At 67.5% G+C, this 23,442-nt stretch carries 23 protein-coding genes; 15 read left to right on the top strand and 8 right to left on the bottom strand.

Annotated elements, in window-relative coordinates; genetic code table 11:
• Nucleotides 1–375 precede the first annotated feature (375 nt).
• The gene (locus MOQ72_RS24705; protein ID WP_242188009.1) at nucleotides 376–2,427 is read right to left on the bottom strand and encodes an amylo-alpha-1,6-glucosidase; all 2,052 of its coding nucleotides are present in this window, start codon (nucleotides 2,425–2,427) and stop codon (nucleotides 376–378) included.
• Nucleotides 2,428–2,629: 202 nt separating this feature from the next.
• Between MOQ72_RS24705 and MOQ72_RS24700 the strand changes: the two genes are divergently transcribed.
• The 6 genes from MOQ72_RS24700 to MOQ72_RS24675 are packed head-to-tail and all read left to right on the top strand — an operon-like array spanning nucleotide 2,630 to nucleotide 9,226.
• Nucleotides 2,630–3,640 (top strand): LacI family DNA-binding transcriptional regulator, encoded by a 1,011-nt coding sequence (locus MOQ72_RS24700; RefSeq protein WP_242188008.1) that lies wholly within the window; start codon nucleotides 2,630–2,632, stop codon nucleotides 3,638–3,640.
• A gap of 42 nt (nucleotides 3,641–3,682) precedes the next feature.
• Nucleotides 3,683–4,924 (top strand): sugar ABC transporter substrate-binding protein, encoded by a 1,242-nt coding sequence (locus tag MOQ72_RS24695; protein WP_242188007.1) that lies wholly within the window; start codon nucleotides 3,683–3,685, stop codon nucleotides 4,922–4,924.
• An 11-nt stretch (nucleotides 4,925–4,935) separates the two neighbouring features.
• Nucleotides 4,936–6,051 (top strand): carbohydrate ABC transporter permease, encoded by a 1,116-nt coding sequence (locus MOQ72_RS24690; RefSeq protein ID WP_242188006.1) that lies wholly within the window; start codon nucleotides 4,936–4,938, stop codon nucleotides 6,049–6,051.
• Nucleotides 6,048–6,887, top strand: coding sequence for a carbohydrate ABC transporter permease (locus MOQ72_RS24685; protein WP_242188005.1), 840 nt, complete (start codon nucleotides 6,048–6,050; stop codon nucleotides 6,885–6,887). The genes MOQ72_RS24690 and MOQ72_RS24685 overlap by 4 nt, the downstream gene beginning before the upstream one ends.
• A 54-nt stretch (nucleotides 6,888–6,941) precedes the next feature.
• Nucleotides 6,942–7,532 (top strand): TetR/AcrR family transcriptional regulator, encoded by a 591-nt coding sequence (locus MOQ72_RS24680; protein ID WP_242188004.1) that lies wholly within the window; start codon nucleotides 6,942–6,944, stop codon nucleotides 7,530–7,532.
• 41 nt (nucleotides 7,533–7,573) lie between these two features.
• Nucleotides 7,574–9,226, top strand: a complete 1,653-nt coding sequence (locus tag MOQ72_RS24675; RefSeq protein ID WP_242188003.1) for an ABC-F family ATP-binding cassette domain-containing protein — start codon at nucleotides 7,574–7,576, stop codon at nucleotides 9,224–9,226.
• Between the two features lie 62 nt (nucleotides 9,227–9,288).
• Here MOQ72_RS24675 and MOQ72_RS24670 read toward each other — a convergent pair whose 3' ends face one another.
• On the bottom strand, nucleotides 9,289–11,271 hold the full coding sequence (locus tag MOQ72_RS24670) for a heavy metal translocating P-type ATPase (protein ID WP_242188002.1): 1,983 nt from the start codon (nucleotides 11,269–11,271) through the stop codon (nucleotides 9,289–9,291).
• Nucleotides 11,272–11,274: 3 nt separating this feature from the next.
• Complete coding sequence (locus tag MOQ72_RS24665) at nucleotides 11,275–11,652, bottom strand: ArsR/SmtB family transcription factor (RefSeq protein WP_242188001.1); 378 nt, start codon at nucleotides 11,650–11,652, stop codon at nucleotides 11,275–11,277.
• Between the two features lie 221 nt (nucleotides 11,653–11,873).
• Here MOQ72_RS24665 and MOQ72_RS24660 point away from each other — a divergent pair, with 221 nt between their 5' ends.
• The 4 genes from MOQ72_RS24660 (at nucleotide 11,874) to MOQ72_RS24645 (ending at nucleotide 14,329) form a co-directional block, all read left to right on the top strand.
• Nucleotides 11,874–12,914, top strand: a complete 1,041-nt coding sequence (locus MOQ72_RS24660; protein ID WP_242188000.1) for a C40 family peptidase — start codon at nucleotides 11,874–11,876, stop codon at nucleotides 12,912–12,914.
• Between the two features lie 88 nt (nucleotides 12,915–13,002).
• Nucleotides 13,003–13,362 carry a BlaI/MecI/CopY family transcriptional regulator gene (locus tag MOQ72_RS24655; RefSeq protein WP_242187999.1) on the top strand — a complete coding sequence of 120 codons (360 nt, stop codon included), beginning with the start codon at nucleotides 13,003–13,005 and terminating at the stop codon, nucleotides 13,360–13,362.
• The gene (locus MOQ72_RS24650) at nucleotides 13,359–14,024 is read left to right on the top strand and encodes a hypothetical protein (protein WP_242187998.1); all 666 of its coding nucleotides are present in this window, start codon (nucleotides 13,359–13,361) and stop codon (nucleotides 14,022–14,024) included. Before MOQ72_RS24655 ends, MOQ72_RS24650 begins: the two co-directional genes overlap by 4 nt.
• A complete protein-coding gene (locus tag MOQ72_RS24645; protein WP_242187997.1) occupies nucleotides 14,009–14,329 on the top strand; it encodes a M48 family metalloprotease in 321 nt (106 codons plus the stop codon). The genes MOQ72_RS24650 and MOQ72_RS24645 overlap by 16 nt, the downstream gene beginning before the upstream one ends.
• 39 nt (nucleotides 14,330–14,368) lie before the next feature.
• Here MOQ72_RS24645 and MOQ72_RS24640 read toward each other — a convergent pair whose 3' ends face one another.
• Complete coding sequence (locus tag MOQ72_RS24640) at nucleotides 14,369–15,010, bottom strand: class I SAM-dependent methyltransferase (RefSeq protein ID WP_242187996.1); 642 nt, start codon at nucleotides 15,008–15,010, stop codon at nucleotides 14,369–14,371.
• A 146-nt stretch (nucleotides 15,011–15,156) separates the two neighbouring features.
• Here MOQ72_RS24640 and MOQ72_RS24635 point away from each other — a divergent pair, with 146 nt between their 5' ends.
• From MOQ72_RS24635 to MOQ72_RS24625, 3 genes are all read left to right on the top strand, one after another.
• Entirely contained in the window at nucleotides 15,157–15,612 is a 456-nt protein-coding gene (locus tag MOQ72_RS24635) for a hypothetical protein (protein ID WP_242187995.1), read from the top strand.
• 105 nt (nucleotides 15,613–15,717) lie between these two features.
• Nucleotides 15,718–16,791, top strand: coding sequence for a sulfite exporter TauE/SafE family protein (locus MOQ72_RS24630; protein ID WP_242187994.1), 1,074 nt, complete (start codon nucleotides 15,718–15,720; stop codon nucleotides 16,789–16,791).
• 14 nt (nucleotides 16,792–16,805) lie between these two features.
• Nucleotides 16,806–17,024: a heavy-metal-associated domain-containing protein gene (locus MOQ72_RS24625; protein ID WP_242187993.1), complete on the top strand. Its 219-nt coding sequence runs from the start codon at nucleotides 16,806–16,808 to the stop codon at nucleotides 17,022–17,024.
• A gap of 57 nt (nucleotides 17,025–17,081) precedes the next feature.
• On the opposite strand, the gene MOQ72_RS24620 is transcribed toward MOQ72_RS24625, so the two are convergent.
• Nucleotides 17,082–18,350 carry an APC family permease gene (locus tag MOQ72_RS24620; protein WP_242187992.1) on the bottom strand — a complete coding sequence of 423 codons (1,269 nt, stop codon included), beginning with the start codon at nucleotides 18,348–18,350 and terminating at the stop codon, nucleotides 17,082–17,084.
• Nucleotides 18,351–18,613: 263 nt separating this feature from the next.
• On the opposite strand from MOQ72_RS24620, the gene MOQ72_RS24615 reads away from it, so the two are divergent.
• Both MOQ72_RS24615 and MOQ72_RS24610 read left to right on the top strand, forming a co-directional pair.
• A complete protein-coding gene (locus tag MOQ72_RS24615) occupies nucleotides 18,614–19,159 on the top strand; it encodes an inorganic diphosphatase (protein ID WP_242187991.1) in 546 nt (181 codons plus the stop codon).
• A 69-nt stretch (nucleotides 19,160–19,228) separates the two neighbouring features.
• The gene (locus MOQ72_RS24610) at nucleotides 19,229–20,647 is read left to right on the top strand and encodes a hypothetical protein (RefSeq protein ID WP_242187990.1); all 1,419 of its coding nucleotides are present in this window, start codon (nucleotides 19,229–19,231) and stop codon (nucleotides 20,645–20,647) included.
• An 18-nt stretch (nucleotides 20,648–20,665) separates the two neighbouring features.
• Here the strand turns inward: MOQ72_RS24610 and MOQ72_RS45260 are convergent, their stop codons facing one another.
• The 3 genes from MOQ72_RS45260 to MOQ72_RS24595 form a co-directional block, all read right to left on the bottom strand.
• The gene (locus tag MOQ72_RS45260; protein ID WP_308197948.1) at nucleotides 20,666–21,337 is read right to left on the bottom strand and encodes an arsenate reductase ArsC; all 672 of its coding nucleotides are present in this window, start codon (nucleotides 21,335–21,337) and stop codon (nucleotides 20,666–20,668) included.
• Nucleotides 21,338–21,429: 92 nt separating this feature from the next.
• Nucleotides 21,430–22,485: a class I SAM-dependent methyltransferase gene (locus tag MOQ72_RS24600; RefSeq protein ID WP_242187989.1), complete on the bottom strand. Its 1,056-nt coding sequence runs from the start codon at nucleotides 22,483–22,485 to the stop codon at nucleotides 21,430–21,432.
• 121 nt (nucleotides 22,486–22,606) lie between these two features.
• Complete coding sequence (locus MOQ72_RS24595; RefSeq protein ID WP_242187988.1) at nucleotides 22,607–23,437, bottom strand: LLM class F420-dependent oxidoreductase; 831 nt, start codon at nucleotides 23,435–23,437, stop codon at nucleotides 22,607–22,609.
• Between the last annotated feature and the right edge of the window lie 5 nt (nucleotides 23,438–23,442).

The following is a 23,442-nucleotide window of genomic DNA, read 5'->3' as shown; positions in this document are numbered from 1 at the left end:
CTCCTCAACACTCAGACTAGTAACTAGGAGGTTACTAGTGGAGGCGGCACAAGTCAAAGAACAGTTATTTAGGTTGGAGTTCTTCGATGCTTGATCGCGGGCAACGCCTCGATCGTCAGGAAGCTGGCGATCAAGATCAACGCAACCGCGGGCACGAGCCCACACGAACTCGGGTGACGTGCCGACAGAGCCACAGTCCCAGGTGCGAACGCAAAGCCGCCGCACTCTCTCGCGGAACCGCCAGGCAGTGAGATCGTCGACCAGAGCAACAGGACCCCGGCGCGGATGTCCCCGTCATTACGCCGCCAGCTGAGCAACGATCGAGTTACTCAATCTTGAACTCAAGTAACTATTTGGTTCACTGAACGCGACCACTCAGAACACCGAGGAGCCTGTGATCACGCGGTAGCCCTCCGGGGCTTGGACGTGGCGGACGTTGCCTTCGGCGTCGATCGCGATGTCCAGTCGGGCATCCGCTACCACGAGTCCTTCGACTTCCAGGGCACCGACGGGGCTTGGTTTCGGTGGGCGGATGACGATCTGCCGGGCCGGGACGTCGACCTCCAGGCCGAGGAAGGCTTGCAGCACCGCGATCGCGGCCGCCGCCGACCACGCTTGGGGGCGGCAGGATGCCGGGTACGGGATCGGCGTGCCGGTGTCCTGGATGCCGTAGCCGGAGAACAGTTCCGGCAGCCGCCAGCCGAAACCTGCGCCTGCGTGCAGGATTTGGCGGCCGAGTTCCGCGGCTCGGTCTCGTTGTCCGGAGCGGGTCAGCCCGAGGATGGCGATCGCCGTGTCGTGTGGCCACACCGAACCGCAGTGGTAGCTCAGCGGGGAGTATCCGCCCGCCGCGTCGGACATGGTGCGCAGTCCGAATCCGCCTGCCATGTCGGAGCCGAGCAGCCGCCTTCCGACCTGCTGGCTTTCCGTCTCGGTCAGCAGCCCAGTTCCCAGCAGGTGCCCGATATTGCTGGTCAGCGCGTCGACCGGTTTCTTGCCGCCGTCCAGCGCGAGCGCCGGATATGGCCCGGCCTGGTCGGAAACCCAGAACTCGGCGCGGAACTTCTCGGTCAGCTCCGCGGCGAACCGGCGCCAGTCGTCCGCTCCGTCGCGGCCGAACGCCGCAAGCAGGTCCGCCCCTCGGCAGGCCGCCTCGTGCAGGTAGCCCTGCACCTCGACCAGGGCGACCGGGGGATCCGCCCGGTCGCCATCGGAGAATCGGATCGCGTCCCAGGAATCCTTCCAGCCCTGGTTGGCCAGCCCGCGGCCGGATTCGTCGATGTACTCGGCGAATCCGTCGCCGTCGATGTCGGAGTGGCCGCGGATCCAGTCGAGCGCGGCGAGCAGATTCGGCAGCAGCGCCGCCACTTCGGAGTCCGGCATGCCCCATCGCCAGGCGTCGTGCAGCAGGCAGATCCACAGCGGGGTGGCGTCGATCGTGCCGTAGTAAAGCGGTGGGAGCGATGTGGCGGTGCCGGGTTCGAATGCGCTCCGGCGGAGTTCGTGCGGGATCTTGCCCGGCGCCTCGCCCGTCTCGGGATCCAGCTTCGTGCCCTGCAATCGGGCCAGCGTTCGCAGTGTTCCAGCGGCGAGTTCGACACCCAGCGGAAGCAGCAACCGTGCCGCCCAGATCGAATCCCGCCCGAACAGCGTCAGGTACCACGGCGCCCCGGCTGCCGCGAACGTGTCGTCGCCGTGGCGAGCCAGGAGTCCGTTGAGATCGTCCACCGAGCGCCGCACCAGATCGGCCAAACGCCAGTCCCCGGCGCGGACCTTGTTCGGCTGCGGCAACATCTGCCGTGCAGGATGCACGACGGAGCCGGAATCCTGCACCGTCAACGTCCAGTCGCAGCGCTGCGTCGCCGGGCCAGCTAGGTCCACCGTCCACCGGACGGCTGCGGTGCTGTCGGAAAGCAGCTCGAACTCGCCGTCCGGGGCGGCCAGCCTGATCAGCACACCGTTGGTTTCCCAGACCAAGCCGTCTTCTTCGATGCGGGGTGCTCGCGGATCGTGCCGGTTGCCCGACTTGATCACCTCGATCGGCGCCAGGTCCGCCGCCAGCGACAGGGTGAGCTGGCACTGCACCGGGCGTTCGGACCGGCTGACCACTTCAAAAGTCTCGGACACCCCGTCCGGCGTCACCGTGCGATGCCGGTGAAGCCATGCGGTCGGGTCCGCTCCGACGTCCCAGGGGCCGCGCAGCAGCGCGGTGAACCGCTCGGTCGCGGCGTCGATCGCGTCATGGCCGATCGGCTCCGGCTCGTCTCCGGCAACGGTCAGGACAGCACGGCTGAGCACGCGGACATCCGCGAACAGCACGCCTTGCGTGCCGGTGTCCCGGATCTGTCCGTCCACTCCGGACAAGACAACGGTGGGTGTGCGCAGCGCTACCGCGAGGTCGTGCAGGAGGGGTTGCCGTGCGGCCATGTGTCGAGACTCCCTTGTTCGGACAACTCGCGCCTTGCGGCCCGGCCAACCGCGCCAGCGGATTTGATCGTTCAAACCATCCCGCTGTCAAGTTTGATCCGGGGCTTGACGGGCGCGGGTTCAACGGGTCACGCTACACGCCACCTTGAACGTTCAAAACCGAATTTGAACGATCAATCCTGATCACGAGGAGAAACCAGCGGTGACTGCGGACAGTTCGGCTCGGCCGACCCTGAACTCGGTGGCCAAGCAGGCGAAGGTCTCGCGGCAGACCGTGTCGAACGTGCTCAACGCGCCCGAACTGGTCAACTCGGAGACACGGGAGCGGGTGCAGGCGGTCATCGAGCAGCAGGGCTACCGCCCGCACCGGGCCGCGCGCCAGCTGCGCACCCACCGTTCGCAGGTCATCGGCCTGCGCATCGATCCCATCGGCGACGGGATCAGCGGTGTCGTGCTCGACCGGTTCCTGCATTCCCTGACGGCGACGGCGGAAGAGCACGACCACCACATCATGTTGTTCACCGCGCGCGACGACGACGCGGAGGTCCGGGCCTACGGCGAACTGGTCGACACCGTGGGCGTCGACGCGTTCGTGCTCACCGGAACGCACCACGGCGATGCCCGAACCCAGTGGCTGCGGGAGCAGAAGCTCCCGTTCGTCACATTTGGCAGGCCCTGGGGAGCAACGGAGAACCACGCATGGGTGGATGTCGACGGCGCCACCGGGACCGAGCTCGCCACCGACCACCTCATCCAACGCGGACACCAGCGGATCGCCTTCGTGGGCTGGCCAGCCGGGTCGGGTTCCGGCGACGACCGGCGCGCCGGTTGGCAACGCGCCATGCGTGAGGCGGGTCTCACCGATGACCGGACCGTCGAAGTGGCCGATGGGATCGACGGTGGCCGAGCCGCCGTGGACCGGTTGCTGTCGGCCGACCCTCCCACCGGTTTCGTCTGCACGAGCGACTCGCTGGCACTCGGAGTTGTCAGCGAGCTGCGCGAGCGGGGCCTGAATCCGGGAACCGACGTCGCCGTAACGGGTTTCGACGACACTCCGGTCGCGGAGATGTTGGGCCTGACCAGCGTATCCCAGCCGGTCGCGGAAGTGGCGGCGCAGTGCATCCACCAGTTGCAAGCGGTACTGCGGGATGCCGCCATACCCGAGCCAGCGCTGCTGGCACCACAACTCGTCGTTCGCGGGACCTCTGGCTGATCAGGACCTACCGCGAGAAGAGCACTTGATCAAGGAGGATCGATGCGACCATCGCTCATGCGCGTCGTTGCCGCAGTAGCAACCGCCGGGACGCTGTTCGGCGCGAGCGCCTGCGGCAGCGGGTTCGACGACAGCGGCCAGGTCGAGCAGAACTCGGGCCCGGCCAACCTCACCGTGCTGATCTCCACCTCCGGAACGGCCGACTTGAACGCGGTGCGCGACGCGGCCAATGCGTGGGCGGCGCGGACCGGCTCAACGGTGACGGTGAATCCGGCCAACGACATGAACCAGCAGCTGAGCCAAGGCTTCGCCAGCGGGAACCCGCCTGATGTCTTCATGGTCGACGCCACCAAGTTCGCCGCCTACGCGCAAGCGGGCAACCTGCTGCCGTACGGGGATTCCTTACCGTACAAGGACGATCTGTACCCGACGTTGCGACAGACGTTCACCTACCAGGACCAGTTGTACTGCGCGCCCAAGGACTTCTCCACACTCGCGCTGCAGATCAACACCGATGCCTGGACTCGCGCGGGGCTGACCGACGCGGACATCCCGAAGACCTGGGAGCAGCTGGAGTCGGTTGCCCGCAGGCTCACCACCGGCGGCCAGACCGGCCTGGTGTTCAACGACACCCGAGACCGGATCGGCGCGTTCCTGACGCAGGCTGGTGGCTGGGTGCTGAGCGAGGACGGGAAGCAGGCGATCGCCGACAGCCCGGAGAACGCGCAGGCCCTGGAGTACGTGCGGAAGCTGCTCGCCGAGGGAGTCGCCAAGTATCCCAAGCAAATCGGCGCCGGAGACGGAACCGAGACGTTCGGGCAGGGCAAGGCGGCGATGACCATCGAGGGCAACTGGATGGTCGGCGGAATGCGCTCCGACTACCCCGACGTGAAGTACCGGACGGTCCCACTGCCTGCCGGACCGAAGGGAAACGGGACTCTGTCGTTCACGCAGTGCTGGGGAATCGCCGCGAAGAGCCAGTACCAGCAGCAGGCGCAGGACCTGGTGAACGCGCTGATGACCCCGCAGCAGCAGATCGTGTTCGCCGAGGCGTTCGGCGTGCTGCCCTCCCGCATCTCAGCCAGGCCGGAGTACGTGCGGAAATTCCCCGAACAGCAGGCGTTTCTCGACGGCGCGGACTACGCGCACGGTCCGGTGACGCTGCCCAAGATGGACCCGGTGCTCACCGCGTTCGACACCGGCTTGCAGGGGCTCCCCGAGGCAGACCCGAAGCAGATCCTGAAGCAGTTGCAGGAAAACGCCACTGCGGCGTTGGGTTCCTGACGGGAGCGGCGATGTCGGTCGACACCACGATCGCGGCGCCGGGGGCGACCTCGTCTCCGGCGCCGCGCCGACGCGGTCCGGGAACCCGCGGGCGCGAGAACCTGGCCGGTTGGCTGTTCGTCGCGCCCGCGGTCGTGATCCTGGGCCTGTTCATGCTGTTGCCGATTCTGATGGCGGCATGGGTGAGCGTCAGCGACTGGACCGGAACAGGCAGCCCGTTCTCCTCGAAGGTCGGCTTCGTCGGTGGCGAGAACTACTCGGCACTGCTGTCCGAACCGGGGCTGGCGCGCACCAACTTCGCCACCAGCGTGCGCAACAACTTCTACTTCGTGCTGTTCGTGGTCCCGCTGCAGACCGCGTTCGCGCTGTTCCTCGCGATCGTGCTCAACCACAAGCGGTTGCGGGGCAAGAACTTCTTCCGAACCGCGTACTACTTTCCCACGGTCACCAGTTCAGTGGCGATCTCGATCGTGTTCCTGTTCCTCTTCTCCAGCACCGGAACCGTGAACGCCTTGCTCGGATTGTTCGGTGTGGACGGTCCCAGCTGGTTCGCGGACGGGCGCGGTATCTTCCACCTGGCCCTGAACGCGCTGGGAATCGCCCCGATGGACAGCCCGCCCAGTCTGCTCACCGGTCCGGAGTTCCTCGGACTGCCGCTCTACGACTGGATTTCCGGGCCGAGCGTGGCGATGTGCTCGATCATCATCTTGTGCGTGTGGACCACCGCCGGAACCTTCATGCTGATGTTCTACGCGGCGCTGCTGAACATTCCGGAGAGCGTGACCGAGGCCGCGCTGATCGACGGGGCAACCCGGTGGCAGCGGTTCCGCTACGTCACGCTCCCGATGCTGCGCCCCACGTTGTTCCTGGTGATCACGCTCGGACTGATCGCCACCTGGCAGGTGTTCGACCAGATCTACGTGCTGAGCAAGGGCGCGCCGGGAAACACCACCCTGACACCCGCTTACCTGTCCTACAGCACGTCGTTCGTCGACAAGGAGTGGGGACAGGGCTCCGCGATCGCGTTCATGCTGTTCTTCCTCATCGTGCTGCTGACGGTGGCGCAGCGGTGGTTGCTCCGGGAACGCACTGGATCCCGCTGGGGCGGAAAGGACGCCACGCGATGAAGCAACGCCGAAAGATCAGCCCGGCCAAGGTGTTCGGGTACGTGGTTCTGAGCACCGTCGCGGTGCTCTACATCTATCCGTTCCTGATCCAGCTGGGCACCTCTTTCAAAACGGCCGCGGACGCCACCGCCCATCCGCTCAACCCGATCCCGGAGCACTGGACGCTGGCCGCGTTCCGCGAGCTGGCTGAGCAGAACTTCCCGCGCTGGGCGCTGAACTCGGTGATCGTCGCGATCTTCGTCACGCTCGGCCGGGTCTTCTTCGCGTCCCTGGCGGGTTACGCCCTGGCGCGCATCAACTTCCGCGGCCGTCGGGTGCTCTTCGCGGCGGTCATCGGGGTGATGGCGGTGCCGCCCGTGGTCCTGCTGATCCCGAAGTTCCTGGTGCTCAACCAACTCGGCATGTACGACTCGTACCTGGCGATGATCCTGCCGCTGGCGGTGGACGCGACGGGCATCTTCATCATGAAGCAGTTCTTCGAAAGCATTCCCCCCAGCATGGAGGAGGCCGCCCGGATCGACGGCGCCGGAGTGTTCCGGACGTACTGGTCGGTCGTCCTACCGATGGCCAGGCCCGCGCTGATCACGGTGACGATCCTGTCCTTCCAGGGAGCCTGGAACGAACTGCCGCACTTCATCGTCTCCCGACAGAACCCCGACCTGAACACGCTCACCAGCGGTGTCGCCGCACTGGTGAGCGGCCAACTGGGCCAGGGCAACCAGTTCCCGCTCAAACTCGCCGCGGCTGTCCTGATGACCGTGCCGGTGGCGATCGTCTACTTCGCGTTTCAGCGCTACTTCATCCGCGGCGCAACAGAAGGAGCGGAGAAATCGTGAGCCACGGCCACGTGATCGCGATGGATTTATCACAGGCGTGATAGCCTGGCGGTCGTGACTGCCTCTACCGCCACGTCCACTGCGGCGAAGCGCCGCATCGTCGACGCCGTGTTCCGCCTCGTCGTCCGCGGCGGGGTCGGTGAGGCATCGTTGCGCAAGGTGGCCGAGGAATCCGGTATCAACATCGGTTCGGTGCGGCACTACTTCGGGAGTCACGAAAGGCTGATGGTGGCCGCTGCCGAAGAGGTCGGCGCTCGCATGCAACGGCGGCTCCACGACGCGCTGCCGAAAACCGCTGCCCGCTCGGACGCGGCCGGTCGGCGCGAGTTGGTCGAGGCGGCGTGCCGCGCCGTACTTCCCGTGTCCGACCGTGCCGAGGCGATCGTGCTGGTCGAGTTGATCACTGCGGCGCGGCTGCGCCCGGAGTTCCGGCCGCTCGCGACCCGGATGGGTACCGACCTGCGCGCCGTCCTGCGCGAAACGTTGGAGGCGGCACACGTCCCCGATCCCGGCGTGGAGGCGGAACGGCTGACCGCACTGGTCGGCGGCTTGACGTTCGAAGTGGTTTATCCGCACGGGTCGAGTGATGACGAGCTGATGGCCGAGGTGCTGCGCCGCCACATCGCCGGTCTGATCCCGGAATAGACCGACGACCACCACTTTTGCGCATTTGGGAGCCAACCGCTGTGGGGCATGTCGAGTTGCAGAAGGTGCAGTACGTCCTGCCGGACGGGCGGGTGCTGCTGGATGATGTCTCGTTCCGCGTGGGTGACGGGGTCAAGGCCGCGTTGGTGGGCCCCAACGGCGCGGGGAAATCGACGTTGCTCCGGCTGGTCTCCGGTGACCTCGCGCCGCACCAGGGCACCGCCGCCCGATCCGGTGGGCTCGGGGTGATGCGCCAGTTCATCGGCCACGCCCGCGACGGCTCAACCGTGCGGGACCTGCTGCTGTCGTTGGCCCCCCAGCGGTTGCAGGCTGCTGCGGAAGCCCTCGACCTGGCGGAGAACCGGCTGATCGACACCGACGACGATGCCGCGCAACTGGGTTACGCCGAAGCGATTTCCGAATACACCGATGCCGGTGGCTACGACACCGAGGTGCACTGGGACCGCTGTTGCACCGCGGCGCTCGGCCTGCCCTACGACCGAGTTCGCTACCGAGAGCTGCGACACCTCTCGGGCGGCCAGCAGAAACGACTCGCCTTGGAAGCGCTGCTGCGCGGGCCGGACGAGGTCCTCCTCCTCGACGAGCCGGACAACTACCTCGACGTGCCCGGCAAGCAGTGGCTGGAAGAGCAGATCCGGGAAACGCCGAAGACGGCGCTGTTCGTGACGCACGACCGCGAACTGCTGCACCGAACCGCCAACCGCATCGTCACAGTGGAGCTGGGTGGGGCCGGGAACCGGTTGTGGGTCCACGGCGGCGGCTTCGCCAGCTACGACCAAGCCCGCGAAGACCGGATGTCCAGATTGGACGAGCTCCGCCGCCGGTGGGACGAAGACCGCGCCAAGCTGACCCGACTGGTCAACGACCTCAAGCAGAAAGCGTCCTACAACGACGGAATGTCCGCCCGCTACCAAGCGGCGCGCACCCGCCTGCGCAAGTTCGAGGAGGCCGGTCCGCCGGAAGCGGTCCCCCGCAAGCAGCGGGTGCGGGTGCGGTTGCAGGGTGGACGCACCGGCAAGCGCGCGGTCATCTGCGAGGACCTGGCGCTGGACAGCCTGACCAAGCCGTTCAACGCCGAGTTCCGCTACGGCGAACGGATCGCGGTACTGGGCGCCAACGGCACCGGCAAGTCGCACTTCCTACGACTGCTCGCCCGCGGCGGCAGCGACGACATCCCGGTGCCCGGCCAAGAGACGCTGACCCCGGTGGCGCACACCGGAATCGCACGCCTGGGAGCTCGGGTGATGCCCGGGATGTTCGCCCAGACCCATGAGCATCCGGAGTTCACCGGACACACCCTCCTGGAACTGCTCACCGGCGGTGGACCGCGCCGCAGTGGCATGTCACGCGAACAAGCCAGCAGCGCACTGGCGCGCTACGACATCGTCCAAGCCGCGCACCGGCCCTTCGACACGTTGTCCGGCGGCCAGCAGGCGCGGTTCCAGATCCTGCTGCTGGAACTCGAAGGCGCTAACCTGCTGCTGCTCGACGAACCGACCGACAACCTGGACCTGATCTCGGCCGACGCATTGCAGTCCGGTTTGGACGAGTTCGAGGGCACCGTCGTCGCGGTCACCCACGACCGCTGGTTCGCCCGCTCGTTCGAGCGCTTCCTGGTATTCCACGCCGATGGACGGGTAAGGGAGACCGCCCACCCGGTATGGAGCGAGTAGTCCGCCCCCGAGCTCCGCTCCCGCCAGACGTAGGCCCGCTCACCATTGCCTCGGCTGTCGGGTCAGCAGGCGTCGCAGCAGCCGTCGTCGTTGCCGCGGTTAGTGGGTTTGCCAACGACGACCGGCTGAACCGCAGCGACTTCGGGTAGCGGACGTGCGCGGGCGGCGCGGATGGCGTTGCCGATGACGAGGACTTCGGCCAGCTCGTGCACGAAGACCACGGCGGCCAGTCCCAGCACACCGAACGCCGCCAGCGGGATGAGCGCGGTGATGATCGCCAGCGAGAGGCCGACGTTCTGCAGCATCACGTTGCGGGCGTGCCGGGCGTGGGCCAGGAGTTGGGGCAGGTGTCGGAGATCTTCTCCCATGAGGGCGACATCGGCGGTTTCGATCGCGACGTCGGTGCCCATCGCGCCCATCGCGATGCCCACATCAGCGGTGGCGAGCGCGGGCGCGTCGTTGACACCGTCGCCGACCATCGCGATCTTGCGGCCATTGCTCAGCGAACTCAGCAGCCGGGCCTTGTCTTCCGGAAGCAGTTCGGCGTGCACCGCGCTGATGCCCGCTTGCCGGGCCAGCGCGGTGGCGGTACGGGTGTTGTCGCCGGTGAGCATCGCCGTGTCGATGCCCAGGCCGCGCATCTGCTGGACCGTCTCGACGGCTTCGTCGCGCAAGTCGTCGCGCACCGCGATCGCCCCGAGAAGGACGTCGTCGCGTTCGACGAGCACCACCGTGGCGCCATCCTGCTGCAACCGCTCGACCTCGCTGGCCAACTGGCCCGGCGTGATCCAGCCGGGTTTGCCCAGCCGCAGCTGCGAACCGTTGAGCTGCCCGTGCAATCCGCGCCCCGGTATCGCGGTGACCTCGTCGGCGACGGCCGGCACGCCGTCGGTGGCGTCGAGGATCGCCCGAGCCAGTGGATGTTCACTGCGTGCTTCCAGGGCCACAGCGACGGCCAGGACCTCAGTGTCCGTGGTCCCGTTGGCGGGGACGATCTCCACGACTCGTGGCTTGTTCCGCGTCAGCGTGCCGGTCTTGTCCACGGCTACCGTGCCGATGCGGCCGAGTTCCTCCAGCGCTGCGCCGCCTTTGACCAATGCGCCCGTCCGGCTGGCGGCCCCGACCGCGGCGACGACGGTGAGCGGGACGGAGATCGCCAGCGCGCACGGGGACGCGGCCACCAGCACCACGAGGGCTCGTTCGATCCACACCAGAGGCTCACCCAGTACGACACCGAGAGCGGCGATCAGCACTGCCAGAACCATGATCCCCGGCACCAAGGGCGAAGCGATGCGGTCGGCCAGCCGCTGACCTCTGCCCTTGCGGTCCTGCGCTTCTTCGACGATGTGCACGATACGAGCCAGCGACGAGTCGGAGGCGGGTGCGCTGACGTCGACCTCGACGGCGCCGCCGCCGTTGATCGCCCCGGCGTGGACGCTGTCCCCCGGTCCCGCCTCGACGGGAACGGATTCCCCTGTGATCGCGGACAAATCGAGGCTGGTGCGACCCGACCGGATCACCCCGTCGGTCGCCGCGCGTTCGCCTGGCCGCAGCAGCATCCGATCGCCGACCACCAGGTCATCCGGAGATACCCGGACTTCTGAACCGTCGCGCAGCACCGACGCGGTCGGGGGCACCAAGCCCAGCAGGGCGCGCAGGCCGCGCCGAGTGCGGGCGATGGCGTAATGCTCCAAACCCTCGGCGATCGAGAAGAGCACACCGAGCATCGCCGCCTCAGCGATTTGCCCCAACGCCACCGCGCCGATCGCGGCGATGGTCATCAGCGTGCCCACACCGACACGGCGGCGCACGAGGTTGCGCAGCGATTCCGGCACGAATGTCGCCGCACCGGCCACTGCGGCAGCCAGTTCGAAACCGACGCCCACGTACTCGGCGCCGCCAAGTCCGATCAACCATCCAGCCCCGAGCAGCACCGCCGCGACCGCGGCCAGTTGCAGCTGTTTGACCTGCCACAACCGCTCCGCGCCGGGCACATCCGGCCCTGGCGACTGAACTTCCCGCTGCCCGCAGCACTCCGCGCCCATCGCTCAGCCCTGCACCAATTCGTCGAAGGCGGCGTCGCCCAGCACCGTGCTGACCAGCACGCGGCCCCTTTCGGTCAGCTCGTACATCACCAGCCGCCCGTCCCGCCGAGCAGACACCATCCCGGCGATCTTCAGCTGCCGCAGGTGGTGCGAGACCAGGTTCTTCGCGTGGCCCACCACCCAAGAAACGTCGCAGACGCACAACTCGCCACCGGAGTGCAGTGCGGCGGCAATGGTCAACCGGGTGGGATCTCCGAGCGCGCGTGCTGCCGCCGCAGCGGGCTCGACCTCCGGCAGTCCGGGTAGACCGGACCGGATCTCCTCGGCATGCGGCAGATCCAGGCACAGCAGGTCGCAAGCATCGTCACGTTCCACAGCCATGTCGACATACTAACGACTATTGAACTGAAGTGGAAGCGACCACGGATCGTGAACACTCGATCCCTGCGCGCGACTACTAATTTGAATAGTAGACAGGTGGGGATCTTTCGAGTAGGTTTCGCGATCGGGCTGCCGGGGAGCCCTCGTCGAGACGCATCGTGGGACGGGATCCGCTCATCGCATGCCGAAAGTCCCACCAGGACAGAGGAGATCTGCGCAACGTGGCGACAAACCGGCTCAGGCAGTCGATCAAAGCCTCGCTCGCCGCTTCGGCGATCGCCGTGCTGGCCTGGACGATCGCAATTCCGGCAACCGCACAGCCATCGGATCCCGTTGCGGAGTACCGAAAATTGGGCGCGGAGGCCGCGAAGGCCGAGGAAGATCTCAGCGACGCCGAAATGGCCCTCGACGCCAACGAAGCCGAGCTGGCCAGGGCCAAGTCTTCCGTCGCGCAAGCCAGGGGGATCGAAGACCAAGCCCGAGCCGAGCAAGCCTTGCTCCAGGGCGAGGTCGACCGCCTCACCGCTTCGGCCTACCGGGGCTCTCGCACGGACGAACTCACCGCCGCGTTGACCAGCAAGATCCCGGACGACTTCCTCGACCAGGCCACCATGCTCGGCGTCTTGGCCGCCGACAACAAGCAGGTGCTCGACGGCTTCAAGGACGCGACCCAGCGGGCCCAGAGCGCTCGCGAACAAGCGCAGGAAGCCGAACTCCGCGCCCAACAAGCCACCGACGCCGCAGCTCGTCTCGTCGGCGAAGTCCAGCAACGCAAGGACGATCTCGACGGCCGGATCAGCGAGGTCCGCCGGGCGCTGAACGGTCTCGACCCGTCCGATCGCAGACGCCTGCAAGGCCCCGTCGACACCGGTTCCTACCTCGGCCCGCCCGGAGCCGCGAACACCGCCCTGCAGGCCGCGCTGTCCAAACGCGGGTCCGACTACGAATGGGGTTCGAAGGGGCCGACGACCTTCGACTGCTCGGGCCTGACCCAATGGGCCTACAAGCAGGCCGGGATCACCATCCCACCCAGTAGTCGGACACAGTGGACAGTCGGGCGCGCGGTGTCCAGGAACCAATTGCAGCCCGGCGATCTCGTCTTCTACGACGACGGAAGCGGCGACCCGTCAACGATCCACCACGTGGCCATGTACGTCGGCGGCGGAAAGGTGGTGGACGCCCCCACCGAAGGACAGCTCGTCGATGTGCGCTCCGTCGAGGGCGACGGCCACTACATAGGCGCACGCCGGATCGTCGGCTGATCCTGCACCGCACCCGTCCGGACCAGGCCGGGGGTTCGGATCCCGGCTGCGGGCAGGCCGTATCCTCGTCCGGGGAGTGGGAGGTGCCATGCAAGGGCTGGGCGATCTCGAAGGCGCTGTGATGGATGTGCTGTGGCAGGCCGACGAGGCCATGTCCGTCCGCGCGGTGCTGACCGAACTGAACGCGACCCGCAACCTCGCCTACACCACGGTCATGACGGTCCTGGACAACCTGCACCGCAAGGGCTGGGTCGAACGCGAGTTGCAAAACCGCGCATACCAGTACACGCCGGTGGAAGGCCGGGAAGAAGCAACCGCTCGCGCCTTGCGGGAACTGCTGGACTCCAGCGGCGCCCCCGAAGCCGTCCTGCTGCACTTCGCGAAGTCGATGTCCGACGACGAAACCGCTGCGGTGCGCCGGGGCCTGCGGCGACGGCAGAAGCCATGATCCTCGCTCTAGCACTCCTGGTTGGCGTCGTGCTCGTCGCCAGCGGTGCGCCTGCCGTGCTCGATTGGATGATCGACCGTCGAGTCGATCCGCAGGCCGTGCTCGTGACCTGGGTCGTGTTGGTCGGGGCCACGTTCTCGACGGTAGTGGTCACCCTGGCCATCGTGCTGCTCCCAGCTCATGGGCCAGCCCCGATGCTCCTGCAGATGGCCCACCACTGCTGGACCGCCCTGCGACACGGCTACGCCCCGCAGCTTCATGAGCTCACAGCCCTGCTGCTGTTCGTCGTCGTCTCCGCCGTGGCCGTGCAAGTGGGGCGCGGACTGCTGCGGTACGCCCGCCAACAGCGGCAGTTGCACGCTCGTCAACTCGAACTGCTCCGGATAACCGCGAAACCCGAAGCAGGGTCGTTCCCCACGATGTGGCTCCCACATCCCCACCCGGTGGCCTACAGCGTCGCCGGTGCACCGGCTTTCATCGTCGCCACCAAGGGCATTCGGGACCACTCGGGGAAACCAGCGCAGCCGCTGTTCTTGAGCACGAACGCGCCCACCTGCGCGGACGCCACCACCTACTGGTGGGATTGGCCGAAACCCTGGCGAAATCCGTTCCCCGGGTCCCCCTGGCCCGCCGCTCCCCCGGCCTCGTGCGCACTGTGGTAGAACTCGCGGCCGACCGCGGCGCCGCCCGAGTCCACGGCCCGAACGCCGTGCGGTCGGCGCTGCGCACGATCTCCGGCGAAAGCACCGCAAGCCACCCGCCCCGCGGTGCGCTCGGCTTGGCCGACCACTGCGTGGCCCTGCGGCTCCAGCACCTCGACAAGCTCACATCCCGCCCGAGCCTGATCACGCGCGTCCTCTGCTCGGCAGCCGCTGGCCTCGGTGCGGCCATGGCACCAGCATTGATCGGTCTCGGCATGCTGGCGGGCGTCGGGATCCTCGCCTGTCCAGTGCTCTTCGCGAGCTGAAAGCCCTCCGCCGTTTGGGACGCGAACGCGGTCCAACCCTCACGCCGAGGCGTCGAGCGGTTTGCGGGCCACGAGCCGTTCGATGATCCCGAGTTTGAAGCGTTCGCTGCGTTCGACGTCGAATCCGGCGGCGCGAACCTGCTCCTTCGGGCGGCGGAGAAAATGTTCTCCTCCGAGCGGCACGGTGATCAGCTCGGCGGCTTTCTGCACGAGGCGCGCAAGCCCCGATGAGCTGGCCACGTGGTCGGCCAGCAGCAGTTGGCCACCGGGACGCAGCACTCGTTTCATCTCGGCGATCGCCTGCTTGTAATCGGGTATGGCGCACAGGGAGAACGTGCACACCACGGTGTCGAAAGTGGCGTCGGGAAACGGCAGCGCCTGGGCGTCTCCTTCGAGGAACTCGACAGGCACGTCGAGTTCTCGCGCACGCTGCCGCGCAATGCCCAGCATCTGCGGACTCCACTCGATGCCGGTCAACCGGATATCTCGCGAGTACGCGGGAAGATTGAGGCCGGTGCCGATGGCGACTTCCAGGACGTCGCCGGATGCTCGGGAGCACACCCAGTTCCGACTGTCGCCAGCCAGGAAGCGTTCGAAGTAGCGCATCTGGTTGTCGTAGGAGCGCGCTGACTTGTCCCAGTAGCGGCGCAACCTCGACGCACGGTCCCCGCGGGCATCCATGAACCGACGCTACCAGCCGCAGGAACTCGCAAACGTCAGCTCGGGGCAGCGAGTGGACGTCGGACGGCCCGGTCTTCCCGGGCATTTGGTCCCGCATCAAAGGGCGGTGCCGCAGCAGTGTCGGTAAGTCCGTAACCTTGAGCGCCATGAGCACGATCCGGTGGACGCAATTCGCGCGAGGGCCCCTCGCGCGGCTCGTCGCCGTGCTCACCGTGGTCGCCGGTCTCGCCTTGCTCCACACACCGCAGTGCGCGGACGGCATGACACCCGCCGTGCACATGGCTGCCGCAGTCGACCACATGGGTTCCGCACCTTGCCCCGCATCGGTGGCGGCCTCTGCGGACGCAGCCGGGGTGCACGACCAGCACCTCGGCACTGCGATCGTCGCGAGCCACGCCGGGGGCGAAGACGTGGCCAGCTTCCACAGCGGCATGCTGATGAGCTGCCTGGCCTTGTTGATCGTCGCCCTCGGGATGCTGGCGATCCTGCGCCGTCCCGACATGAGCGTTGTCATGCGGCTTCGCGAGACGGGTGTGCCCGCCACGCGGCCAAACCCGACGCCGCGGCCGAACCTTGCGCAGCTCTGCGTCCTGCGAACGTAGGAGAAGTCTGTCCACAGCACCGCACAGTGCTTCGTGCGGTCACGCCTCCGGCAATCCGGGGCCGCCACTTCGATACCCCTTTTCGCTTTCGCAGGAGCATTTTCCATGGATCTCATTGCTGTCTTGCTCACCGGCCTGTTCGCCGGTGGGGTCTCGTGCGCCGCAGTGCAGGGCGGGCTGCTCGCGGGACTGATCACCCGCCAACGCCGCAACGCCGACTCGGCTGGTGCCGGTAAGGGCACCGCTGCGCACACCGGCGCTGCGCGAACCCGGACTCAGACCCCGCTTACCCGGCTCGCCGACGACTTCGCACCCGTCGGCGGGTTTCTGATCGGCAAACTGGTCTCGCACGTGGTGCTCGGTGCCCTGCTGGGCGCACTGGGCAGCGTCGTGCAGCTCTCCGTCGGCACGCGTACCTGGCTGCAACTGCTCGCCGGGGTCGTGATCATCGCCTTCGGACTCGCCCAACTCGGCGTGCCCGGATTCCGCAACATCGTCATCGAGCCGCCGCTGTCCTGGATGCGCATCGTCCGCGACAGCTCCCGATCCCAGTCCGCCCTGGCACCAACGCTGCTCGGCGTGGTCAGCGTGCTGATCCCGTGCGGCGTGACGTTGTCGGTCGAGGCACTGGCGCTGGCCTCCGGCTCACCACTGGCCGGAGCCGCGATCATGGCGACCTTCGTCATCGGCACCAGTCCTCTGTTCGCCCTCCTCGGCTATGCCGCGCGGAAAGCCGCCACCGCCTGGCGCGGAAAGCTCGCCGTGCTCACCGGCATCGTCGTGCTGATCACCGGGCTGTACACGCTCAACGGCGGGCTGGAGCTCGCCGGGTCACCGCTGGCCGCCAGCCGACTCGCACAAGCGGCCACTGCCGAGGCACCGGCGGCACCCGGCACCGTGTCCGTCCAAAATGGTCACCAGACGGTGGTCGTCACCGCGAGCTCCGACGGTTACACCCCCACGAACGTGCAGATCCGGGCCGACCTGCCCACCACCCTGACCGTCCGCTCCGACAACGCCCAGGGCTGCGTGCGGTCCTTCATCATCCCGTCCCGCAACGTCGACCGGATCCTCCCAGCACAGGGCGACACCACGATCGAACTCGGTGCACTGCCACGCGGCCCGTTGGCCTACTCCTGCGGAATGGGCATGTACACCGGCACCGTCACCGCCAACTGACGAGGAGTCCCACCATGACCACCACCGCCACCTTCCGCGTCACCGGCATGCACTGCGGCAGCTGCAGCCTGCTCATCGACGACGTCCTGGAAGACCTCCCCGGCGTCCACCGCACCCGCACCTCGGTCAAGGACGGTCGCAGCGTCGTCGAACTCGACCTCGCCAAGTCCGGTCCTGCGGATGTCATCGCCGCGATCACCAGCGTCGGTTACCAAGCCGAACAGATCGCGTGACCGCGCGGGCGCGACCCTGAGCCGTCCCCAGGCTTGATCGTCAGATCAGTCACCACGTCAGTCCGGGCGTACCTTCCGGGCGATCAGCCGACCGGTCAGTCCGACGGCGAACATCACCAGCCCGGCGACTACCGCTTGCCACGGGAGTGTCACCACCAGCACGGCACAGCCGAAAGCACCGAGGATGTTCAGCCAACGCGGCCAGCGACGCTGGTCGGTGGGCTGGGTGAACGCCGAAGCGTTGGCGATCGCGTAGTAGACGAGCACCCCGAAGGACGAGAAGCCGATCACGCTGCGCAGGTCGAGGGTCATGACGAGGATGCTCACCACCACGGCGAGTGCCGTTTCGGCGTGGTGCGGGACTTTGAACCTCGGATGCACGGTGGCCAACCAGTTCGGCAGGTCGTGGTGGCGGGCCATGGCCAGGCTGGTGCGCCCGATCCCGGCGATGAGCGCCAGCAACGCACCCAGGCTCGCCACTGCCCCGCCGATGCGGACGACCGGCTCCAGACCACCGGCACCGGCGGACTGGACGGCCTCCGAGAGCGGGGCCACCGCGGCGGCTAGGCGGTCGGGTCCTGCGGCGAGCAGCACGGCGACGCCGATTACCAGGTAGATCACCACGGCGACGGCCAGCGCGGTGGTGATCGCGCGCGGGATCGTGCGCTGCGGGTCGGCGACTTCCTCGCCCATGGTGGCGATCCGGGCGTACCCGGCGAACGCGAAGAACAGCAGCCCGGCCGCCTGCAACGTGCCGTACACGCCACCTTGGCCCAGCGCCGCCCAGCCGCCGAGATGGGCACTGCTGGCCTGGCCGCCGACGGCGATCCCCACGACGACGGTGGCCAGCGCGAGCAGCGTGAGGCCGACCAGGATGCGGGTGAGGAACGCGGTCTTGGTGACACCGCGGTAGTTCAGCGCTGCCAGCGCGAGCACCCCGGCGACCGCCACCAGCCGCTGCGCCCACCACGGGCCGGGGACCGCGTAGGAGGCGAACGTGAGTGCCATCGCCGCGCAGGAGGCGGTCTTGCCGATCACGAAGCCCCACCCGGCGGTGAACCCCCACCAGTGCCCGAGCCGTTCACGCCCGTAGATGTACGTGCCGCCCGAGGTCGGATAGACCGCCGCGAGCTGCGCGGAGGCGGTCGCGTTGCAGTAGGCGATCACGGCCGCGATCACCAGCCCGATCAGCATTCCGGTACCGGCGGCCCTGGTCGCCGGGCCGAACACCGCGAACACACCCGCCCCGATCATCGAACCCAGGCCGATGACGACGGCGTCAGTCGTGCCCAGCCGCCGGGCTAATCCCTGCGTCGGCGAATTCATCGCACCCGCGCCGCCGCCCGCTGAAACTCCCGCATCCGGGTACGCCTCCCCAACCTCACCACGGACCCCGCAGGTCACGAAACCGATATCGGTTCCGTCACTGTAACCCGATCATCGGCGCAGGCGCTGGTACTGCGCTGCTGGCCCCCTGCGCGCGACACTGGTGGTGAGGCTCGCCTGAACACAGGCGTGCTGCGAGGTTGCGCCGCAGCACGGCTCGCTCGTATCGACCTCACCTTCCGACGCGGTGAAAGGAGTGCACCGTGGAACTGGAGATGGTCGTGGAAATCCCGCAGGGATCCCGGAACAAGTACGAGATGGACCACCGGCTCGGGCGGATCCGGTTGGATCGCACCCTGTTCACCGCCACGCAGTACCCCGCCGACTACGGCTACTTCCCCGGCACCCTCGCCGAGGACGGTGATCCGCTCGACGCGCTGGTGCCGCTGGATGAACCGACGTTCCCCGGTTGCACCATCCGAGTCCGCCCGGTCGCGGTGTTCTGGATGCACGACGAACAGGGCCCGGACGCCAAGATCCTCTGCATGCACGCGGATGATCCGCGCATGGATCACATCCGCGACCTCGCGGACGTGCCTCGCCACGACCTGGAGGAGATCAGCCACTTCTTCGACACCTACAAGGACCTGGAACCGCGCAAGAGCGGTCAGATCCGGGGGTGGCAAGCTCGTGTCGAGGCCGAGGCGGTCATCGAGGGCGCTTTCACCCGCGCCACCACCGGTGACCGCCCGGCGGGGCTACCAGCACCGCCGGTGGATGGACGGCTCGCCAGCACGCGAGGACACTAGGGGGAAGACTCGCCTGCAGCTGCGAAACACGTCGCTGACGGTCCCTCCAGCACCGGATCAGGAGGAACCGTGCGCGTGTTGAACTCCGGGCGGCGGGCCCGGCCGGACTGGGCGGAACGGGACCGCATCGAATTGCTGCGCCAACTCGACGAAGGCGGCTGCCTGGTGTGCCGGGCCCAAGCCGACGCCGAGCACTATTGGCGCCGCGAATACCTGCTGGAATCGCACAGCGAACTCCAGGTGCGCGCGCGGGTCGCCGCGGCGGGTGGGTTCTGCCCCGACCACACCCGGCTGCTCATGACCGACCCTGCTGGCACGGTCCAGTTTCCCGCGCTGTTCGGCGATGTCATCAACCACGTCCTCACCCAATCCGACCAGCACTCGGACCAGCGCGGGTGCGATGGATGCGACCAGGTCACCGGGAGTGCGCGGCGACGCGTGCGCACCGTGGCCCGATGGGCAGGTGACGAGGAGGTTCTCGATCGACTGCGCAGCGCGCGTCGGTTGTGCCTCCCACACCTGCTGGACGTGCTGGTCGAGGTGCCCGACCCGCTGACCGCGGAGGTGACGGCGCTGGCGCTCAAGCAACTCCGGGACACCAGCGGTGATGGCCTGGTCGACGCACTGGCCGGGTCCGACGCCGACCTGGCACGGCGAACACCGACCCTGCTGGCGGCCAATCTGGTGCGCACCCAGGCCGACGCGGACGCGCGAGCGCAATCCACATTGGACCACGTGCTGGCTGCGGTCCACCGGGGATGTTGCCCGCTGTGTCGGGCACGGGCGCACGCCGAGATCCGCTACACGGCATGGTTATGTCGGCAGTCAGCCGACAACCAGCTGGATTCCACCGAAGCCTGGCTGTGTCCGGCCCACCTGCTCGACGCGTCGGCGCTCTCGGCGACGGATGCTGGTCGGGTGGCCGAGCTCATGCGCACGCACCTCATCGACCGCCTGGACCGGCTCGCCGAGCACCTGGACGCCGCCCCCTCGCGCCACCTGACCATCCGCCTGCGGAAGGCCGCGCTGCACGCTTTCCGTCGACAGTGGACTGATGGCGCAGCGGTGCTGCGACGTCCACGGGTCTTCGTTTCGACGGCGGTCGAGACCTTCAACGGCACCTCCCCGCGCTGCGCAGCCTGCGCGGCGGGGCTGCTCGCCGACAGCCGCGAACAAGCGCTGCTGGCCGCAGCCCTGGAACACCGTGTGGTCCGGGATGAGTGGGAACGCGGCCACGGGGTCTGCGTCGACCACGTCAGCGACTTCGCCGATCCACTACCGCGCACCGTGCTGCGCAGCCGGTTGCGGCTGCTGGCGTGGGAATTGGCGGAAGCCCAGCGCAAGACCGGCTGGCGCACCCGAAACGAGCCCATCACGGCTGCCGAAACGTCCTGGCCGCGTGCGATCCCGCTGCTGTGCGGCGGCACCTACCTCGGCTGCGCTCCGGAGGAGATCAGGGGTGCGTCCAGCGATGAGCACACCGGGTGAGATATCCACCGCGGACGCTCAGCGTGGGGTCTCCGGTACCAGCTCGGCCAGCAGTCGGCGGACGCGGCGGTCGATCTCGTCGCGGATCTCGCGGACCTCGTCGACCGTTTTGCCCGTTGGGTCGTCGAGTTCCCAGTTGCGATAGCTCTTGCCCCGGAAAACGGGGCGAGCGCAGCCCATTGTGATCACCACATCAGCAGCTTCCACCGCTTCATCGGTGAGCGGCTTGGGGAATTCCCCGGAGAGGTCGACGCCGAGTTCGTTCACCACCTCGACGACGATGGCGTTGACGGTCTCGGCGGGAGCGGATCCGGCGGAGCGGACGAGGACCCTGCCTCGGGCGTGGTGGTGCAGGAGCGCGGCGGCCATCTGCGAGCGACCTGCGTTGCGCACGCAGACGAACAGGACTTCGGGGATGGCAGGCGCGAAGGCCCCCCGGTTCTTGGCCATGGCATCCAGCCGTTCGCGGGCGAAGCGGATGGCGAGTGCGACCAGGTGGGTGTGGATTCGGGCGGTGGCGTTGAGCTGGGTGTAGGACTCGGCGACGACGGCGCGGATAGTTTCGGTGGTGAAGATGCCGTTGAACTGCCGACGGAGGTCAGCGGCAGCCCGGTCGAGGAGTTCCGCGACGCGGCGATCGGTCAGCCGGTATTCCTCGGTGTCGTGGTGTTCAGGTGGTTGTTCAGGCATGGGCGGCTCCCGGGTAGTGGGGTTGGGGTGAACCGGCACGGCGTCCAAGACCGCGCCGAGCCACACCGACAGCAAACTGTCCAAAGTGGAGGCTAAGGGCGCGCTTCGAGGATCAGGTTGAACGGCGTCTCCGCGGCTCGCCGGATTCGGGTGAATCCGGCATCGCGGAGGAGTTCGGCCAACCGTGCTTGGCCCGCCTGGGCCCCAAGGGCGGTGCGCGGTTCCTCGGTCATCGAATGCGCTACGCAAATCACCGTTGACGCCGTGTAGTAATGGCGACCGACCGGGTTGAGGTTGTCCTCGACGTTGTCGCGGGCGTACGGCTCGACGAGCAGGAACGTCCCGTCCGGTTTGAGCGACTGGCGAATGTGCCGCGCGGCGCCGAGCGGATCGGGCATGTCGTGCAGCGCGTCGAAAACGGTGACGAGATCGTAGTCGGTGCCCGGGAAGTCGGCGGCGGCCGCCAGTTCGAACGACAGCCGGGATGCGAGACCGGCGTCAGCCGCGCGTTTGCGCGCCAGGTCGATCGAGCGGTCGTGGTAGTCGAAGCCGGTGATCTTCGACATCGGATACGACTCGGCGAGCAGCAGCGTCGAGGCGCCATGCCCGCAGCCGACATCGGCAACCCTCGCACCAGCCGCCAGCTTCGCTTCCACCCCATCGAGAGCGGGAATCCACGACGACACCAGGTTCGCCACGTATCCCTGCCGGAAGAACCGCTCGGTCCCCTCGAACAGCCCAGGATCATGTTCGTGCCAGCCGAAACCTGTGTTGGTCCGAAACGCGTCGATGATCCGATCGACGTTCTTCCCCACCGCTATCGGCATGTGGAAGGCGGCCGCTATCTGCATGCCCTCCGGCGCGGCCAGCGCGAACGCCTGTTCTTCGGTGAGGAAGAAGCGCTCGGTGCCAGGATCGTAGGTGACGTAGCCGCCCGCGGCCTGACCGCTGAGCCATTCACGGGCATATCGTTCACCGACGCCCGCTTCGGCTGCGACTTCGGCTGGCGTGGCTGGCATCACGGCCAGCAGCGACCGGTAAAGACCCAGCCGGTCACCGATCACCGCGTTGATCGCGTGAAAACTGCCGCCCAGGTCAGTGACGAAACTGCTCAGCAGCTCATCGAGCTTTTCCTCGTCGAAGGCCATGTCCAACACCTCCGTTGCCAAAAGGCCACGGAACAGCATCGCCTAGCAGTGACCCTCTGTCACAAGAGCACAACGACCCGGCGGACGACCGACTCGCCGTGACGACGGTCACCGGGGCCAGTCAGGAGAAGTTGTCCGCCAGGGCCGCCAGCTCGTCGAGGTCGTGCAATGTCTCCGACTCCGGCCGCGTCGGGAGCAGGAAAGTGACCTCGTCGATCCCGACGTCGGCGTAGCTGGCCAGCGTGGACATGTCTCGCTCGGCGCCCCAGATCATGAAAGGCACATCGCTGCGGCCGTTGTCGGTCAACCACTGGCGCACCCGGCGCAGCTGCTCCGGTGGGGTGGCCGCCTGGGGTAGCCAACCGTCGCCGAGTGTGCGTAACCGTTCCAACGCCCTCGGGCTCTCACCACCGATGTAGATCGGGGGGTGCGGCTGCTGGACCGGCTTGGGCCAGGAGAAGAGCGGATCGAAGTTGATGAACTTGCCGTGGAACTCGGCCCGCTCCTGGGTCCAGATCTGCTTGAGCGCGGCCAACTGTTCGTTCATCTTCGCGCCGCGGGTGGTCGGATCGGTGCCGTGATTGCGCATTTCCTCAGCCATCCAGCCCACGCCGACGCCCATGGCGACGCGGCCGTTGGAGATCAGGTCCAGGCTGGCGATCTCCTTCGCGGTGTAGATCACGTCCCGCAGGGGAAGCAAGAGCACTCCCGTGGCGAGGACGAGGTCACGCGTGACCGCTGCCACCGACGAGAGCGCTACGAAGGGATCGATGATGCGGTGGTAGTCGCGGGGCAACCCACCCTTGCTGCCCGCAGGCATCTGGTGCTCAACCGGAATGTGCGCGTGCTCGCTGACGATCAAGGAGTTGAAACCGCGCTCTTCCACCGCAGTGCCCAGCGAAGCTGGCCTGATGCCCTCGTCGGTGATGAACGTAGCGATACCGAACTTCATGCCCA

The sequence above is a fragment of the Saccharopolyspora soli genome (assembly GCF_022678645.1).
In the GTDB taxonomy this organism is placed as follows: Bacteria; Actinomycetota; Actinomycetes; order Mycobacteriales; family Pseudonocardiaceae; genus Saccharopolyspora; species Saccharopolyspora soli.
Note: the sequence above shows the minus strand (reverse complement) of the source record. Positions and strands in the feature narration are given on the sequence as shown.